The following is a 17733-nucleotide window of genomic DNA, read 5'->3' on the forward strand; positions in this document are numbered from 1 at the left end:
TTTATGCTGAGTAAAAAGATTCGCAACTTCCTGTTATTCGGGGTCATTGCCGCGCTGTTCCTCGCGGTGGGCTACTGGAATATCAGTCCGGGGCGCTTCCTCGACCAGCCTGTTGCGCAGGTCGACGAGGGGGCCATCGACTATTACGCCACCAATGCCTATAGCGTGCAGTTCCTGCCCGACGGCAAGCTGCAGTACGAAATGACGTCGGACAAAGTCGAGCACTTGAAGGCCACCGAAGTCACTCTGCTGACTAATCCGGACCTGAACCTGTACCGCGGCACCGAATTTCCGTGGCATGTCACCAGCAAGCGTGGTGAGGTGAACCCCGACGGCACCGAGGTAGAACTGATTGACTCGGTACGTGTTGCGCGCACGGATGCCAAAGCCCGTGACACGGTGATTACCAGCAGTCGCATGACCGTATTCCCGCAGAAGCAATATGCGCAGACCGAGCAAGACGTTAGAATCGACGGCGCTGGCGGTGTATCGACTGGCAAGGGAATGAAAGCGTATTTGAAAGAAAGCAGGATACACCTGCTATCGAACGTAAGAGGACAGTATGAGGCTCGTTAAAACTCTCCCTATTTTGCTCGGTTTGGGCGCAGCACTGGGAAGCGTGAGCGCCTGGGCTCTGCCGAACGATAGCCAGCAACCGATCCACATCTCGGCTGACGATGCGCAACTGGATGACAAGCAAGGTGTTGCCACCTATACCGGCGGCGTAATCATCACCCAAGGGTCGATGAAGATCACCGGTAATACCGTGACACTGACGCGTACCCAAGCCGGTGACATCGACGTCGTGACCTCAGTGGGCAACCTGGCTTACTTCGAACAGAAGCAGTCCGCTGCCGACACTGGCCCGATGAAGGGCTACGGCAAGACCATTCAGTATCACGCCCAGCAGAATCGCATTGTGCTGATCGACCAGGCCAAGGTGCTCAGCCCCGATGGCAACTCCACGGAAGGTGAAAAGATCACCTATGACACCGTGAAACAGATCGCTAACGCCGGTCGTGCCAATGGCAGCAAGGTCACCGCACCGCGCCCACGCATCGACATGGTTATCCAGCCGAAGAAGAAGGCCGAGTAATGGCAACCCTGAAAGCCCAGCATCTGGCCAAGGCCTATAAAAGCCGTCAGGTCGTGCGCGACGTCAGCCTGTCGATCGACAGCGGCCAGATCGTCGGCTTGCTCGGCCCCAACGGCGCAGGCAAGACCACATGCTTCTACATGATTGTTGGCCTGGTCCAGGCGGATCAGGGTCGCGTACTGATCGACGACCTGGATGTCAGCCACCAGCCAATGCACGGTCGTGCACGCGCGGGTATTGGCTATCTTCCTCAAGAAGCATCGATCTTCCGCAAACTGTCAGTTGCCGACAACATTATGGCCATTCTTGAAACTCGCAAGGAACTGGACCGTGACGGCCGCCGACAGGAGCTGGAAAGCCTGCTGCAGGAATTCCATATCAACCACATTCGCGACAACCTTGGCATGAGCCTGTCCGGTGGTGAGCGGCGTCGCGTGGAAATCGCCCGCGCCCTGGCCACTGCCCCCAAGTTCATTCTGCTGGACGAACCGTTTGCCGGCGTCGACCCTATCTCGGTTGGCGACATCAAGCAGATCATCCATCACCTCAAGGCCAAGGGCATCGGTGTACTGATCACCGATCACAACGTGCGTGAGACCCTCGATATCTGCGAAACCGCGTATATCGTCAACGATGGTCAACTGATCGCAGAAGGCGACTCCGCCACCATTCTGGCCAACGAACTGGTCAAGGAAGTGTACCTGGGTCACGAGTTTCGCCTGTAAAGCCGCCTGCACAAACAAGGCGGTGGCAGGTCGTTTGCCTGATGCGCGGGAGTCAATGAAAACCTCCGGTTTTTTATTGTTACCGCGCTCTAGGCAAAGCCCTCGATATCAGGCATATAATTTGCTTATGTTTGGCGCTCACGCGCCCTGTCGTGGATGGCGCGTTGCGCCGGCGAATAAGGTGTTAAGCCCCTGCCATGAAACCATCGCTAGTCCTAAGAATGGGCCAGCAGCTGACGATGACACCGCAGCTGCAACAGGCCATCCGCCTGCTCCAATTGTCGACCCTGGACCTGCAACAGGAAATCCAGGAGGCTCTGGAGTCTAATCCGATGCTCGAACGCCAGGAAGAAGGCGACGACTTCGATAATGCAGACCCGTTGGCCGACAACATCGAGCAAAAACCCAACGCAGACGTGCAGGAACCGTCCTACCAGGAAACCGCCCCTACGGTGGATAACCTTGAGGAAGGCGATTGGAACGAACGCATTCCCAACGAGCTTCCCGTAGACACTGCTTGGGAAGACGTCTACCAGACCAGCGCCAGCAGCCTGCCCAGCAACGACGATGATGAGTGGGACTTCACTACCCGCACGTCCGCCGGCGAAAGTCTGCAGAGCCATCTGTTGTGGCAACTGAACCTCGCACCGATGTCGGACACCGATCGCCTGATCGCCGTCACCCTGATCGATTGCATCAATAACCAAGGCTATCTGGACGAGACACTCGAAGAGATTCTTGAGGCCTTCGACCCCGAACTAGATATCGAACTGGACGAAATCGAAGCCGTCCTGCACCGCATCCAGCAATTTGAGCCCGCGGGTATTGGTGCGCGCACCCTTAGCGAATGCCTGCAGCTGCAACTGCGCCAGCTGCCCGCCAAGACCCCATGGCTCGCCGAGGCCCAGCGCCTGGTCACCGAATACATCGACCTGCTCGGCAGCCGCGATTACAGCCAACTGATGCGTCGCATGAAACTCAAGGAAGACGATCTGCGCCAGGTCATCGAGCTGGTGCAAAGCCTCAACCCGCGTCCCGGCTCGCAGATCGAGTCCAGCGAGGCCGAATACGTAGTTCCTGACGTGATCGTGCGCAAGGACAACGAGCGCTGGCTGGTGGAGCTTAACCAGGAGTCAGTGCCACGCCTGCGAGTCAACCCGCAATATGCAGGTTTCGTGCGACGCGCCGACACCAGCGCCGACAACACCTTCATGCGCAACCAGTTGCAGGAGGCGCGCTGGTTCATCAAGAGCCTGCAAAGCCGTAACGAAACCCTGATGAAAGTCGCCACGCAGATCGTCGAGCATCAGCGCGGCTTCCTGGAATACGGCGATGAAGCGATGAAGCCTTTGGTTCTGCACGATATCGCCGAAGCGGTAGGCATGCACGAGTCGACGATTTCCCGCGTTACCACGCAAAAATTCATGCATACCCCACGGGGTATTTATGAGTTGAAATACTTTTTCTCCAGCCATGTCAGCACCTCAGAAGGCGGCGAATGCTCGTCCACGGCAATCCGCGCAATCATCAAAAAACTGGTTGCCGCGGAAAATCAGAAAAAGCCGTTGAGTGACAGCAAGATCGCTGGTTTACTGGAGGCACAAGGCATTCAGGTCGCCCGTCGAACCGTCGCCAAGTACCGCGAATCCCTTGGGATCGCGCCTTCCAGCGAGCGTAAGCGTTTGATGTGACGGGCGGGCCACAGCGTTCCAGTGGCGGGTATTCCTACCCGCCGCTTTATGCACTGGCAACGAAGGAGAAGCTGTATGCAAGTCAACATCAGTGGACACCATGTAGAAGTCACCCCTCCCCTGCGCGAATATGTCGAGCAAAAGCTGAAAAAGCTTGAGGGTCATTTTGACAAGATCACCAATGTGCAAGTGATCATGAAGGTCGACAAGCTTCAGCAGAAAATCGAAGCGACCCTACAGATTCCCGGTGGCGAAGTAGTCGCCAACGCCGAGCATGAAGACATGTATGCATCAATCGATGCCTTGACTGACAAGCTCGACCGCCAACTTAAAAAGCATAAGGAAAAGCAGCAGAGCCTTCTTCAGGGCACAGGCCGCTAACACTCCCCACCCATGATTCGACTTGAAACCATCCTGACCCCCGGCCGTTCCCTCGTGAACGTGCCGGGCGGCAGCAAGAAGAAAGCCCTCGAACAAATTGCCAACCTGATCAGCAGCCAAGTGCCTGAACTGGAGATGCAAGATGTCTTCGAGGCTCTGATTGCCCGTGAAAAACTGGGTTCCACCGGTTTTGGTAACGGCATCGCCATTCCTCACTGTCGCCTCAAAGGCTGTGAGACACCTGTCAGCGCGCTGCTGCACTTGGACGCGCCTATCGATTTCGATGCCATTGATGGCGCCCCGGTCGACCTGCTGTTTGTTCTGCTGGTCCCACAGGCCGCCACCGATGCGCACCTGGAACTGCTTCGGCAGATCGCCAGCATGCTCGACCGCAAAGAAGTACGCGACAAACTGCGCAGTGCCAGCAGCAACGAGGCGCTGTACCAAGTTGTCCTGGATGAGCAAAACGGGCAGTAATCATGCGTTTGATCATCGTCAGCGGCCGCTCCGGCTCGGGTAAAAGTACCGCCCTCAACGTTCTTGAGGACAACGGCTTCTATTGCATCGATAACCTGCCGGCCGGCCTACTGCCGGAGTTGGCGGAACGCGCTCTGATCCACACCGAGCTGGCGCAACCTCTGGTTGCCGTTTCGATCGACGCCCGCAACCTGCCCAGCCACCTCTCTCGGTTCCCGGAACTGTTGGAAGAAGTGCGCGCCAAGCATATTCATTGTGATGTGCTGTACCTGGACGCCGATGAAGAGACGCTGCTCAAACGCTTCTCCGAAACCCGTCGACGCCACCCCCTCAGCAGCCCTCACCGTTCTCTGGCTGAAGCCATCGAGGACGAAACCAAGTTGCTGGGGCCGATCATTGACCTCGCCGACCTTAAGATCAACACCACCGGCCTTAACCTTTACCAGCTGCGCGATGCCATCAAACTGCGCCTGCTGAACCAGCCGGAGCCTGGCACGGCGTTTCTCGTCGAGTCTTTTGGCTTCAAACGTGGCATGCCGGTGGATGCCGATCTGGTGTTCGACGTGCGCTGCCTGCCCAACCCCTACTGGAAGCCAGAGTTACGCGACCAATCAGGGCTGGACCTACCTGTGGCTGAGTACCTAGCCGCGCAGCCGGATGTGGAGGAGATGTTCCAGGACATTTCCAGCTATCTGCTCAAGTGGCTGCCGCGCTTTGCCGCGAGCAACCGGGCCTATGTCACTATTGCCATTGGATGCACCGGCGGTCATCACCGTTCGGTATACCTGACCGAGCGCTTGGGCCAAGCACTGCAACAAACCCTCAAGAACGTCCAGGTTCGCCACCGCGACCTTAGCTGAAAGGAACACCTGCGCGATGCCCGCTCTGGAAATTGAAATCATCAACAAGTTGGGTTTGCACGCCCGCGCCTCGGCCAAGTTTGTCGGAGTAGCCGGGCAGTTCCCCTGCCAGATCAGGGCTGGACGCACACCTGAAAGCATGGTCGACGGCAAAAGCATCATGGCAATGATGATGCTGGCGGCCGGCAAAGGCACCAAAATTCATTTGAAGACCGAAGGCGAGCAAGACCAGGAAGCGATGGAAGCTCTGGTGGCGTTGATCAACAACTACTTTGATGAGGGTGAGTAACCTCACCCTTTGACACAAACGTGAAGCCGCAACGGCTTCACCCCAATGCGGTATCCATCGCCATCATCAAGCAAAATCCAATGCAGAGCCCCAAGCTGGCGAGCTTTTCGTGGCCATTGCGCCGCGACTCCGGGATCACCTCATGGGTCACTACCAACAGCATCGCCCCGGCAGCCAGCGCCAGCCCCAAAGGCAACAACACCTCGGCCAGGCTCACCAGCCAAGCGCAGAGCACGGCAAACACCGGTTCCACCAAGCCTGAAGCAGCACCAATCAGGAATGCCTTGGCCCGCGACATCCCTGCCCCGGCCAACACCAACGCAATCACAAGACCTTCGGGCACATCCTGCAAGGCGATGCCCATGGCCAAGCTGTCGGCATCCGGCATGCCGCCGCCGGCAGAGACGCCAACCGCCATGCCTTCCGGAATGTTGTGAGCAATGATAGCGAACACGAATAGCCAGATGCGCGGCGACATCATCGGTTTGTCCGGCGTGCCCACCAGCATTTCCGGACTCGCGCCGGAGACCTTGCGGTCAACCAGATACAGCCCGAACGCTCCCAACATAATGCCGAAACTGATCAGCCCGCTCGCGCCCCAGGACGTAAGCCCCAGGCTTTCCGCAGCAGCGATACCCGGTACCACCAGTGAAAAGGCGGTTGCAGCCAGCATCACGCCAGCCCCAAAGCCCAGCAAGGTATCGCTCACGGCCACCGGCATCCGCCGAATCACCAATACCGGAACCGCGCCCAGCGCAGTACCGAGCGCGCAGATCGCCCCGCCCTGCAAAGCACGCAGGATGCGCGGTTCAAGGTCCAGCCAGGCCAGCCCGTGGGCCACCAGCAATGCAGTACCTGCCAGTAGCAGTAGCGAGCCAAGCGCATAACGAAACATTCGCACGCTGCCGATCGCCAGTGTTTCAGTGCCCATAGTCGGCCTTAGATCTTGTTATAGAGGTAAATGTCAGGCCATAGCAGCCTGATAGCGTGCGGCAACTTCTGGCCAGTTAATAACACTGTAGAAGGCATTGATGTATTCCGGGCGGCGGTTCTGGTAGCGCAAATAGTAAGCATGCTCCCATACGTCCAGGCCGAGGATCGGCGTGTTGCCGCTCATCAGCGGGCTGTCTTGGTTACCGCTGCTTTCCACCACCAAGGTCTTTTGCGGCGTAACGCTCAGCCAAGCCCAGCCACTGCCGAAGCGGGTCAATGCGGCTTTGGTGAAGGCCTCCTTGAAACTATCAAAACCTCCAACTTGCTCGTCAATTGCCTTGCCCAATGCGCCCTCTGGCTTACCGCCCCCTTGAGGTGACATCACCGCCCAGAACAGCGAGTGGTTAGCGTGGCCGCCACCTTGGTTGATCACGGCTGCGCGAAGCTTTTCCGGTAGTTGGTGCACGCTGGACACCAGTTTTTCCACCGGCCAGCCGGCGAACTCAGTGCCCTCGACGGCGGCATTAAGGTTGTTGATGTAGGTCTGGTGATGCTTGGTGTAGTGAATTTCCATGGTTTGCGCATCAATATGCGGCTCCAGGGCATCGTAGGCGTAAGGCAAGGCAGGCAAGGTATAGGTCATATCAATGTGCTCCGTATTGAGGCGTAGTCGGTTGCGCAGCAGTACCGCCCAGCAAGCGATGGGTGCGCGGGTACTCGCCGTGATCGCTGATGAAATTCAACAGTTCGACGTAAGTCTTGCTGCTCTGGCGCAGGGCCGCCTCCCGCAGCTGCGGGCTCAGGCGCGCGTCCTGCATGGTCTGCAGCAAGCGCTGGTGAATGGCGCAAAGGTATTCGGCGCTTTCCTCAGGCTGATTCAAGTGCAGGTGCAGGTCCGCCAGGTTGTGATGGGAAATGACGCAAGCCGCCACTGCTTCGTCGGCATTCGCCCAGCGTTCGAACAGCACCTGGGCCAAGGCCAGGGCTTGCAAATAGGCCTCGCGAGCGTCAACCAACTCGCCTTGCATAAAGCAGCGATTGGCCCGTTCGATCGTGCGCTTCCAGTGCTCCATGGTGAGCCTCCAAAGCAGAGTCGGTGATTAAACGCCGCCAGCCGTGAGCTTTTCCGGATCCAGCAGGATTTCCAGTTGGCTGCGCGGCAAGTCGGTGTGCTCAAGGGCGACATCAATCACTGGACGGCCTTGCTGATAGGCCTTCTTGGCGATTTCAGCAGCCTTTTGGTATCCAATGATCGGGTTGAGTGCAGTAACCAGTATCGGGTTGCGCGACAGTGCTTCCTTGAGCTTGGCTTCATTGACCTTGAAGCTGGCGATGGCTTTGTCCGCCAGCAGGCGACTGGAGTTGGCCAGCAGTTCGAGGCTGCTGAGCAGGTTCTGGGCGATGATAGGCAGCATCACGTTCAGCTCGAAGTTGCCGGATTGGCCAGCGACGGTAATCACCGTGTCATTGCCAATGACTTGTGCAGCCACCATGGCAGTCGCTTCAGGGATTACAGGGTTGACCTTGCCGGGCATGATCGAAGACCCCGGCTGCAGGCCTTCCAGCTCGATCTCACCCAGGCCGGCAAGTGGACCGGAGTTCATCCAGCGCAGGTCATTGGCGATCTTCATCAGCGATACGGCGGTGGCTTTCAGTTGGCCGGACACCGCCACGGCTGTGTCCTGGGAACCAATCAGCGCAAACAGGTTTTTACCCGGAGTGAATTTCACATCCGTCAGGCTGCTTAGTTGCTGACTGAAACGCGCCGCGAATTCCGGATGGGCGTTGATCCCAGTGCCCACCGCCGTTCCGCCTTGCGCGAGGGCCTGCAGGCTTGGCAGCAAGTCCTGCAGATGACCGATATTGGCTTTGAGTTGCTGCGCCCAACCATCGAGTACCTGACTCATACGGACCGGCATGGCGTCCATCAGGTGCGTGCGGCCTGTCTTGATGAACGGGTGAACTTCTTTGGCTTTCTGCTCGATCACCTGCACCAGGTGAAGAAGCGCCGGAAGCGTTTGCTCGTGCAATACCAGCGCCGCGCTGACGTGAATAGTGGTCGGGATAATGTCGTTGCTGCTTTGGCCGCAGTTGACGTGATCGTTCGGGTTCACCGCTTCGCCCAGCAAACGGCTGGCGAGGGTCGCGATCACTTCGTTGGCGTTCATGTTGGAGCTGGTACCAGAGCCGGTCTGGAAGATATCCACCGGGAAGTGCTGCATGAAGTCGCCTTCCAGCAACCCTTGGGCAGCATCAACGATGGCCTTGCCCTGCCCTTCGCTGATTTGCTTGAGGTCGACGTTGACCTTGGCGGCAGCAGCCTTGGCAAGGATCAAGGCGCGAATAAACTGTGCCGGCATACGTTGGTGGCTGATAGGGAAGTTGTTCACTGCGCGCTGGGTCTGTGCGCCATACAAGGCCTCGGCAGGCACTTGCAGTTCGCCCATGCTGTCGCGTTCGATACGGGTGTTACTCATCGTTAGATCCTTGCACCAGGTCGGAGTGGGAGATTGATGGCAGCAATTCGCACGTCGCCAATTGCCAGGCAAAGGTCTGCCAGCGCTTGAGGCGGCAGGCACAGTGGGAGAGTTTTTCCAAGTCGCGCAGAGGGCGCCAAGCCTGATCCAGACAAGTGGAACGCCAATGCCAAGGCAAGGCGATATCACTGGCGGTATCGATTAACAGGCGGAATGACGTTTCAGCGATCGTCCACGGATGAGTCGCAGTGCAGCACGCCAGGTATCGACCCTCATTTAGGTAATGTTCGATCAGGCGAGGTTCATCAGGATCGAGGCCGCAGCGAATCTGACGACTCATCCAGCGCCAGCTTTCCAGGTACGGATCCTCATGCAGGACAGAACTCATGATCCATGCTCACTCGATAATGATATTTATTATTAAATGATATTGAGAATCAACGCAATGGCAGCATTGTGATCGCCCTGAATTCCAAGCACAAAAAAAGCGCGCTATCCGTGGGATAGCGCGCTTCTCAGAGAGGATCGATCAGCTGCCGGCGACAGTCATCCGCTCGATCAACACCGAACCGGTGCGAATATTGCTGCGCAGTTCCAGATCGTTACCCACGGCAACGATCTGCTTGAACATGTCACGCATATTGCCGGCAATCGTCACTTCCTGAACCGCGAACTGAATCTCGCCATTTTCCACCCAGAAACCCGCCGCGCCGCGGGAGTAATCGCCAGTGACCATGTTCAGGCCGTGCCCCATCAATTCGGTTACCAGCAGGCCACGTCCCATACGCCGCAACAGCGCTGCCTGATCTTCATCGCCATGGGTCACGAACAGGTTATGTACGCCGCCGGAGTTGGCAGTGCTGGGCAGGCCGAGTTTGCGACCTGAGTAAGTACCCAGTACGTAAGACACCAACTCACCGTTCTCGACGAACGGCTTGGCGTACGTGGCCAGGCCATCGCCATCGAACGCCGAGCTGCCCATGGCGCGCATCAAGTGCGGACGCTCATCAATGGTCAACCAATCGGGAAAGAGCTTCTGGCCAATGGCGCCTTCAAGGAACGACGACTTGCGATACAGATTGCCGCCCGAAATCGCGCCAAGGAAACTGCCAAACAAACCGCCCGCCAACTCCGCTGAAAACAGCACCGGCACTTCGCAGGTTGGCACCGGACGGGCGCCCAGGCGGCTAGCGGCACGTTGTGCGGCACGCTGACCAATGCTGACCGGGTCGGCCAGCAGTTCACCCTGACGGCTCACGTCATACCAGTAATCACGCTGCATCTGGCCATTGGCCTCGGCGATCATCACGCAGCTCAAGCTATGACGGGTGGATGCATATCCCCCGGTAAACCCGTGGCTGTTGCCATAAACACGACAGCCTTGGTGAGTATTCAACGTGGTGCCATCGGCGTTCTTGATGCGGGCATCAGCATCAAACGCAGCGGCTTCACAGGTCAGCGCCAGCTCAATGGCCTGCTCGGGCGTAATGTCCCAGGCATGGAAAAGATCGAAATCCTTCAAGTCCTTGGCCATCAGCGCTTTGTCTGCCAGACCTGAGCTTTCATCTTCGGAAGTGTGCTTGGCAATCGCCAACGCAGCGGCCACAGTCTCGCGAATGGCTTCCGGGCCACTGGCGGAGGTACTGGCCGACCCTTTACGCTGCCCCGAATACAAGGTGATGCCAAAGCCCTGGTCGCGGTTGAATTCAACAGTTTCCACTTCCCGCTGACGTACCGACGTCGACAGACCCTGCTCCAGCGAGACCGCAACTTCACAGGCACTGGCCCCCTGGCGCTTAGCCTCGGCAAGGATCTGCTCGACTTGTTCCTGCAGGGCCGGTAACGCTTGCGGACCGACGCTTTGGGCTGCACTCATGGTTTTCTCCACTCAAATTCTGCTTTCGGTTAAGGCCATCGAGCGACCGGGCCGGACAAGCGGCCCCCGACTGGTTATCATGGCGGCGTTTCTTTGCGGACTGCCACCATGGTTGATTCTTACGACGACTCCCTCGATGGGGAGAAAAGCAAAACCCAGGTCAAACGTGAGCTGCATGCTCTGGTTGACCTTGGCGAGCGCCTTACAACGCTCAAGAAAGACTTGATTGCAAAACTGCCACTGACCGACGAGATGCGCCGGGCGCTTGCTGACGCACCCAAGCACACTGCGAATATCGCGCGTAAACGGCACATCATGTTTATCGGCAAGCTGATGCGCGATCAGGACACTGACGCCATTCTGGCCTTGCTTGATCAAACCGATGCCTCCACTCGCCAGTACAACGAACGTTTCCATAATCTGGAACGTTGGCGTGACCGCCTGATCTCGGGCGATGACGCAGTGCTGGAGAAATTCGTGCTGGACTACCCGGATGCGGACCGCCAACAACTGCGCTCCCTGATCCGTCAGGCCCAGCATGAGCAGGCGCATAACAAGGCGCCCGCCACCAGCCGTAAAATCTTCAAATACATCCGTGAGCTGGACGAGACTCAACGCGGACTGCGTTGATGCCCTTCCCCGGGTGGCGGTCTTCGCCACCCGAAGCTCCATCCCTTACGACCCCGTGCCACCCACGGTGATCGCATCAATTTTCAGGGTTGGCTGGCCGACACCGACCGGTACTGACTGCCCATCTTTCCCGCACACGCCGACGCCGCTGTCCAGCGCCAAGTCGTTGCCGACCATCGACACCTTGCTCATGGCTTCCGGGCCATTGCCAATCAACGTTGCCCCTTTGACCGGCGCGGTAATCTTGCCGTCTTCGATCAGGTATGCCTCGCTGGTGGAGAACACGAATTTGCCACTGGTGATATCCACTTGGCCGCCGCCGAGGTTGGCGCAGTAGATACCGCGTTTAACCGAGGCGATGATTTCCGCCGGATCGCTTTCGCCACCGAGCATGTAGGTGTTGGTCATGCGGGGCATCGGCAGGTGCGCGTAGGACTCACGGCGGCCGTTACCGGTGCGCGCCACGCCCATCAGGCGGGCATTGAGTTTGTCTTGCATGTAGCCCTTGAGCACACCGTTTTCAATCAGGGTGGTGCATTCAGTGGGCGTGCCTTCGTCATCGACGCTCAGCGAACCACGGCGACCAGCCAAGGTTCCGTCATCGACAATGGTGCAGAGCTTGGACGCAACCATCTCGCCCATACGCCCGCTGTAGGCAGAGCTGCCCTTGCGGTTGAAGTCACCTTCCAGGCCGTGGCCCACGGCTTCGTGGAGCAATACCCCTGACCAGCCAGAACCCAGCACCACCGGCAGCGTACCCGCCGGGGCCGGAATAGCTTCCAGGTTCACCAACGCCTGGCGCAGCGCTTCACGGGCATAGCCCATCGCGCGGTCTTCAGTAAGGAAATAACGGTAGTCAGTACGCCCGCCGCCGCCATGCCCACCGCGCTCGCGGCGACCGTTCTGTTCGACGATCACACTGACATTGAAGCGCACCAAAGGCCGTACATCCGCCGCCAGGCCGCCGTCGGTGGATGCCACCAGGATGCGCTCCCACACACCGGCCATGCTCACGGTGACCTGCTGGATACGTGGATCCAGGGCGCGGGTAGCCGCGTCGATGCGCTTGAGCAAATCAACCTTTTCCGCCCGGCTGATCACTTCCAAAGGATTGTCCGGCGCGTATAGCTGGGCCACGTCCTGAGTGCTGAACGCTTGCACCGTGCCATTTTGGCCGGCGCGGGAGATCGAACGCGCTGCACGTGCGGCAAGACCCAAGGCCTCCAAAGTGATTGCGTTGCTGTAGGCAAAACCGGTCTTTTCACCGGATTGCGCGCGCACGCCGACACCTTGGTCGAGGTTGAAACTGCCTTCCTTGACGATGCCATCTTCCAGCGCCCAGGACTCGGAAATCTGGCCCTGGAAATACAGGTCAGCGGCGTCGATTCCTGGCCCGGCAAGATCGCCCAACACGGTTTGCAAGCTTTCGATGGTCACGCCACCGGGTGCCAGGAGGTGTTCACTGACTGAGGACAACAACTCGCTCATAGGTTTGGCCTTAAATTCATCGTTCTGAAGCAGGTCGCTGCGCGCCCTGCGAGAAAAAGCGCCGATGGTTGACCACCGGCATGCGCGCCCGTATCGACGCCTGTTCACTGCTATCGCGCTCGGCCAGCAACACCGCTTCGCCTTGATCCTGTTGTTTCAGCACACGCCCCCACGGGTCGACAATCGCTGCATGACCATGGGTTTCCCGTGGTCCCGGATGCACGCCGCCCTGGGCCGCCGCCAGCACATAGCACTGGGTTTCGATGGCCCGTGCGCGTATCAGCACGTCCCAGTGCGCGGCACCGGTTACAGCGGTAAAGGCCGAGGGCGCGGTGATCAATTCAGCCCCCGCCGCCCGCAGCTCGCTGTACAGCTCAGGAAAGCGAAGGTCGTAACACACCGTCAGGCCCAAACGGCCGACCGGTGTATCCGCCACCACCACGTTACTCCCGAAAGCATAGTCGTCGGACTCCCGATAGCGACCCCGGGCATCGGCCACATCCACGTCAAACAAATGCAGCTTGTCGTACCGAGCAACGATTTCGCCATGATCATCGATCAACAGCGAGCAGGCATTGGATTTGGAGTTCGGTTGGTCCTTGGGCGGCAACGGCAATGTGCCGGCCACTATCCATAAGGTGAGGTCGCGGGCGGTCTGTTTCAACCACGGCAGGATGGGACCTTCGCCCAGAGCCTCAGCCCGACCGATGTCCGCCACGTCGCGGCGGCCCATTGCGGCGAAGTTTTCCGGCAGCACCGCCAGCTTCGCGCCGCCCGCCGCCGCTTTTTCCAACAAACGCCGAGCCTGTGCCAGATTGGCCAACACATCGCTCTGGCTGACCATTTGAATTACCGCAAAGGACATGAGCCGACACTCCGTAATGGGCATGCACCAAAAAAAGAGAGCCCCATGCTACTCCGCAGGCCCTCAGTTTGGTTTTTCAAATGGCTTGTCGAAGGTGATTTTTGGATCCTTCCACGGTCCTTCCACCTTGTATTGGACGCTGGCAAAACGCGAAACCCGATCACCAATCAGCTTGTCGATCAGGAACAAAGCCCCACCAATGGCAGGTGCACCGACGATCAGTGCAGCGATCGGCAGGTTGTTGGTCACAGGCAACGTCACCAACAACTTGGCATCGACGCGGTCAGCTACCAAGTCCAAGGTACCGTTCAGTTCCAAGTTGCTCGACGGCCCGGTCATAGTGATCGGCTCCCGCGTGACGAACACACCGTTGCTCGCCGCCAACAGGCCTTTGACTCGGTCATAGCTCAAGCCTTTGCCGAGCAGGTCGGAGAAATCCAGCCGCAGGCGTCGCCCGATGGAGTTGAAGTTGAGCAGACCGAACACCCGCAGCGCCTGGGCGCCACCTTCTACTTCAACAAACTGACCTTTTCGGAACGCTGCATCCAGGCTACCGGAGAAGCGCTTTGGCCCGACCCATGCCGGCGAACCAGGCCAACGCCCATCCACATCCAGATGGAAGTCTTCGCTGGTTACAGTGGGTGCATAGCCCCAGCCCTTGAGTACATCGGCGATATTTTTACCGTCCAGGCGGCCTTTGTACCAACTGCTGCTGCCCCCTGGAGCGCCTTCCCATCCGCCAGCGCCTTTGAGCTGCATGCCCTTCAGACCCAGGTCCAGATCGCTGAAAGCCAAGCCTTTAGTAGTTGGACGGATTTTTAGCGACCACGCGCCCAGCAGCTCGGGCCCCTGGAACAGTTGCGCAATGGCGATATCCAGAGCCGGAATATCCTTTGGGTCGATGCTGCCCAACGGGTCGGGGGCGTTTTCATCGGCCTGCACCGTAGGGTCCACCGCCGGTAGTTTTACGTATTGCAGGTTGACCCCAATCGGCGCGACCTTACTATCAGGCAAGGTCACACTGCCCTTGGCCTGCTGACTGTCGAACTGCAAGCCCCAGGCAACGGGTTTTCGGTCCAACTGCAGATTGACCTGATCGAACTGAGTACCTAAACCGGTGAGCTTGCCTATCTTGAAGTCGGCACCGCTTAGCAGTTGCTTGGCACTGCCACCCGGATCGTTGCCGGCATACTGGCTCACCAGTTTTTTCCACGGATCGATGTCGAGCTCCGAAAGCACTCCACGAATGCGCAAGCCCTTGGCAGCGGGCAGCACTGCATCGCCATCGCCGAGGAACAACTCGCCACGGCCATCATTGAATTTGTCCGGCGGCGCAGCAAAGGTAAAGTTGGCCAGCTCACCGTAATCAAACCAGTAGCGTCGTTCGGCGCCCTGCAAGGTCATGCGGAATACGCTGTCACGCCCCTGGCTCGCTGGCATGCCGAACGGTGCAGGCAAGTCCACCGCAACACCCTTGAGATTGGAGCTGACCATCAACTGGCTGTCGGCACCGTCCAGGTTGAGCTGCAACTGATACGGAATATCACCGGAAACCGGCAACGGCTGGCTGATTTTCAACCACTCTGTCAGCCGCTTGACCGTCACCTGGCCCCTGGCGGTTACACGGGTGCTGATATTGCCCGGTTTGCCATCGGCAAAGATTTGCGCGGAGATCGGCCGGTCAAACGCCTGGGCCGTGATGTTCTCGCCACTGAGGCCCTTGGCGCTGTCGAAGCGGAAATTGCCCTTGAGTTGAGTCAGGTCCAGGGGTGGTTCAGCCAATTGCAGGCGTGCCTTGTCGGTCTGGAAATCCACTACGATCTTGGGCTCGATGCCTTTAACAAGCGGAACATCCAGGTCCAACTTGCCTTGCAGGTCGCCTTCGCCTTTCCAGCCGGCAAAGGTGGAAGCGGTACCAATCGGCGCTTCTTGAAGGATCTTCAGCCCATCCCCCAGGCCGCCGGCAAAACCACCTGTCAGCAGCAGGTGACTTTCCTTGCCGGACGGTGCGTGGGGAATATTGACGTACACGTCCTTGACCTTGGTATCCAACAACTCGCCCTTGCTGGCCAGGATGCGCACACCAGTCTCTTCGACAAACACCTCACCCTTGACCTTGCTCACATGAGGCCAGCCCGGCTGGAACGCTAACTCGGCGTCATGCACCTTGAAGAACAGGCTGATATTGCGCGAAGCCGGCAACGCGTCGTGATTCAACGAACCCTGATACTGGAAAAAACCTTGATCCACCGCCCCCTTGAGAATCGCCGTGCGCAGCCATTCATCAAGGGCCGGGCTCAGCACCGCAGGCAGGTACTTTGGAGTGAAACGCCCATCGCCGTCGACCATACCGACCCGCAGGTCCATGTAGTCTTCCTGGCTATGGTCGAAATGCAGGCGGATCAGGAAGTCCGCAGCGATCTTGCCTTCTTCTCCCAGCACCTTGATATACGGGGCGATGAGGGTGAAGCCTTCTTTATCCAGCTTCCAGGTCAGGCGCGCATTGGCCTGTAGATATTGCCAGGGCTTGGCGAAGATCGGATCGAGGTGCAGGGAAAAATCCTTGCTGTCCATGCGCAACTCGCCACCGCCCAAGTCGCCGCTGATACTGCCAGACACGTTTCGCGCGGCCGGTGCTCCGAAATAGGCGTCAAACCCGACCCGCTCAAGGTTGGCAGCAAAACTGACTTTTTGATCGGTCGTATCCTGAGGACGGAAATCCACCAGCACGTTGCGCAACAGGCCGATGGCCTTCAGATGCTCGACGGTCTTGGCGAAGCCTTCCGGCAGAGGCGCCAGAGCGTTCAGCAATGGCGTGATAGGGGTCAGGTCGAGGCGGTCAGCCTGCAGCTTCCAGACTTCCTGGTCCTTATCGGTAGCCAGAGTCTGTTGCAATTGCAGGCGCGACTCCCAGCGAGTTTCACCCAGGTTCATCGCCAGGGAATCAAACAGCACCTTAAGTCCCGTATCACTGCGTTGCAGGTAAGCCGTGAGGGCCAGGTTTTCGATGAGCACTGGCTTGCGTTCTGCGTAGCGGCCTTTCACTTGTGGAGAGTTGAGGCGCACCACCGCGCTCTGCACAGTACCTTTGCCCCAGTTCAGCCAGAATTCACCGCCGGCTTTGAACTGCGTGAGTGTCCACTGCTGAGTCAGCTTGGCCGGAATCCACTTGGCCCAGTCGCTTTGCGGCAGGCTGAGATAGGCCTGAACCTCGGCATCCTTCCATTGGCTGGCGCGAATGCGGCTGCGCAGGCTGAGCGCCATAGGCTGCCCGTCTGGCAGGGTCAGGCGTGCGTCCAGACGTTGACGGGTGATGCCGGTGTGCAGACTCAGACCCACGTAGGTCAAGGTGACCGGTGCCTGATCGAACGGTTGCAAAGTGAGCTGACTGTCGAGCAAGGACACGCGCTTTACCATCTGCATGCGCTTGAGCAATTGCTCCGGATCCAGCGGCTGCTCGTCCTGAACCGGCATGCCTTGAAGCGCCCAATGACCGTCCTTGTCTTCCTTGGCGCTCAGTTGCAGACCGCTGACCTGCAGGTGCGCGAGACGCACCTCACGCGCCATCAGGCTGTCCCAGATAGCCGGCACCACTTCGACCTGGTCAAGACGCAAGGCATTGCTGCCCTCGCCGACCATCACGTCATGGGCCAGCAACACCGGGGCAAAACCGCTCCAGCGCCCCTCCAGGCTGCCGATGTGCAGCGGCACGCCCACCGCCGCCTGGGCCTTGGCTTCGACTTCGGCACGGTATTCGGCTACCAGGGGGGTCAATTCACGACCCAAGCTCACATACACCGCCGCCAAAACCAGCAGCAAGGCGCACAGACCCAGGCCCCAGCGGGTCAAAGCGGCAAAAAAGCGTATCAGACGCTCCATGTCAGGCGACCCTCAAGGCAGTAGGCGGACGGCAGATCAAGGTCTGCCGGTCTCGAAGAAAGAACG

Annotated in this window: 18 protein-coding genes; 9 read left to right on the top strand and 9 right to left on the bottom strand. The window is 58.6% G+C overall.

Going from position 1 to position 17733, the window contains the following annotated elements:
- Positions 1-3: 3 nt before the first annotated feature.
- The 8 genes from lptC to AB4N82_RS05340 all read left to right on the top strand — a co-directional run bounded on the left by lptC (position 4) and on the right by AB4N82_RS05340 (position 5519).
- On the top strand, positions 4-576 hold the full coding sequence (gene lptC / locus AB4N82_RS05305) for an LPS export ABC transporter periplasmic protein LptC (protein ID WP_032886279.1): 573 nt from the start codon (positions 4-6) through the stop codon (positions 574-576).
- Positions 563-1096 (top strand): lipopolysaccharide transport periplasmic protein LptA, encoded by a 534-nt coding sequence (gene lptA / locus AB4N82_RS05310; RefSeq protein ID WP_095183848.1) that lies wholly within the window; start codon positions 563-565, stop codon positions 1094-1096. The genes lptC and lptA overlap by 14 nt, the downstream gene beginning before the upstream one ends.
- Positions 1096-1821 (top strand): LPS export ABC transporter ATP-binding protein, encoded by a 726-nt coding sequence (gene lptB / locus AB4N82_RS05315; protein WP_004372092.1) that lies wholly within the window; start codon positions 1096-1098, stop codon positions 1819-1821. The genes lptA and lptB overlap by 1 nt, the downstream gene beginning before the upstream one ends.
- 197 nt (positions 1822-2018) lie before the next feature.
- Positions 2019-3512, top strand: coding sequence for an RNA polymerase factor sigma-54 (locus AB4N82_RS05320; protein ID WP_122764743.1), 1494 nt, complete (start codon positions 2019-2021; stop codon positions 3510-3512).
- Positions 3513-3587: 75 nt separating this feature from the next.
- Positions 3588-3893 (top strand): ribosome hibernation-promoting factor, HPF/YfiA family, encoded by a 306-nt coding sequence (hpf, locus tag AB4N82_RS05325; protein WP_095183847.1) that lies wholly within the window; start codon positions 3588-3590, stop codon positions 3891-3893.
- A gap of 12 nt (positions 3894-3905) precedes the next feature.
- Complete coding sequence (gene ptsN, locus AB4N82_RS05330) at positions 3906-4370, top strand: PTS IIA-like nitrogen regulatory protein PtsN (protein ID WP_027604813.1); 465 nt, start codon at positions 3906-3908, stop codon at positions 4368-4370.
- A 2-nt stretch (positions 4371-4372) separates the two neighbouring features.
- Positions 4373-5230, top strand: coding sequence for an RNase adapter RapZ (rapZ, locus tag AB4N82_RS05335; protein WP_032886275.1), 858 nt, complete (start codon positions 4373-4375; stop codon positions 5228-5230).
- A 16-nt stretch (positions 5231-5246) separates the two neighbouring features.
- Complete coding sequence (locus tag AB4N82_RS05340; RefSeq protein ID WP_032886274.1) at positions 5247-5519, top strand: HPr family phosphocarrier protein; 273 nt, start codon at positions 5247-5249, stop codon at positions 5517-5519.
- Positions 5520-5556: 37 nt separating this feature from the next.
- On the opposite strand, the gene AB4N82_RS05345 is transcribed toward AB4N82_RS05340, so the two are convergent.
- From AB4N82_RS05345 to pmbA, 6 genes are all read right to left on the bottom strand, one after another.
- Positions 5557-6450 carry a ZIP family metal transporter gene (locus AB4N82_RS05345; protein WP_122764742.1) on the bottom strand — a complete coding sequence of 298 codons (894 nt, stop codon included), beginning with the start codon at positions 6448-6450 and terminating at the stop codon, positions 5557-5559.
- A gap of 33 nt (positions 6451-6483) precedes the next feature.
- Positions 6484-7095: a superoxide dismutase gene (locus AB4N82_RS05350; protein ID WP_122764741.1), complete on the bottom strand. Its 612-nt coding sequence runs from the start codon at positions 7093-7095 to the stop codon at positions 6484-6486.
- Between the two features lies 1 nt (position 7096).
- Positions 7097-7525 carry a hypothetical protein gene (locus AB4N82_RS05355; RefSeq protein WP_032886271.1) on the bottom strand — a complete coding sequence of 143 codons (429 nt, stop codon included), beginning with the start codon at positions 7523-7525 and terminating at the stop codon, positions 7097-7099.
- Between the two features lie 27 nt (positions 7526-7552).
- Positions 7553-8929, bottom strand: coding sequence for a class II fumarate hydratase (locus AB4N82_RS05360; RefSeq protein ID WP_095183842.1), 1377 nt, complete (start codon positions 8927-8929; stop codon positions 7553-7555).
- Complete coding sequence (locus tag AB4N82_RS05365) at positions 8922-9317, bottom strand: FagA protein (protein WP_095183841.1); 396 nt, start codon at positions 9315-9317, stop codon at positions 8922-8924. Before AB4N82_RS05365 ends, AB4N82_RS05360 begins: the two co-directional genes overlap by 8 nt.
- Positions 9318-9458: 141 nt before the next feature.
- Positions 9459-10805, bottom strand: coding sequence for a metalloprotease PmbA (gene pmbA / locus AB4N82_RS05370; protein WP_122764740.1), 1347 nt, complete (start codon positions 10803-10805; stop codon positions 9459-9461).
- Between the two features lie 108 nt (positions 10806-10913).
- Here pmbA and yjgA point away from each other — a divergent pair, with 108 nt between their 5' ends.
- Complete coding sequence (gene yjgA, locus AB4N82_RS05375; RefSeq protein WP_017138246.1) at positions 10914-11435, top strand: ribosome biogenesis factor YjgA; 522 nt, start codon at positions 10914-10916, stop codon at positions 11433-11435.
- 45 nt (positions 11436-11480) lie between these two features.
- Here the strand turns inward: yjgA and tldD are convergent, their stop codons facing one another.
- The 3 genes from tldD to AB4N82_RS05390 all read right to left on the bottom strand — a co-directional run bounded on the left by tldD (position 11481) and on the right by AB4N82_RS05390 (position 17667).
- On the bottom strand, positions 11481-12923 hold the full coding sequence (gene tldD, locus AB4N82_RS05380) for a metalloprotease TldD (RefSeq protein ID WP_032886267.1): 1443 nt from the start codon (positions 12921-12923) through the stop codon (positions 11481-11483).
- A gap of 16 nt (positions 12924-12939) precedes the next feature.
- The gene (locus AB4N82_RS05385) at positions 12940-13788 is read right to left on the bottom strand and encodes a carbon-nitrogen hydrolase family protein (RefSeq protein WP_122764739.1); all 849 of its coding nucleotides are present in this window, start codon (positions 13786-13788) and stop codon (positions 12940-12942) included.
- Positions 13789-13851: 63 nt separating this feature from the next.
- The gene (locus tag AB4N82_RS05390; RefSeq protein WP_122764738.1) at positions 13852-17667 is read right to left on the bottom strand and encodes a YhdP family protein; all 3816 of its coding nucleotides are present in this window, start codon (positions 17665-17667) and stop codon (positions 13852-13854) included.
- Positions 17668-17733: the final 66 nt, after the last annotated feature.

It is taken from the genome of Pseudomonas sp. H1_D04, from assembly GCF_054683855.1.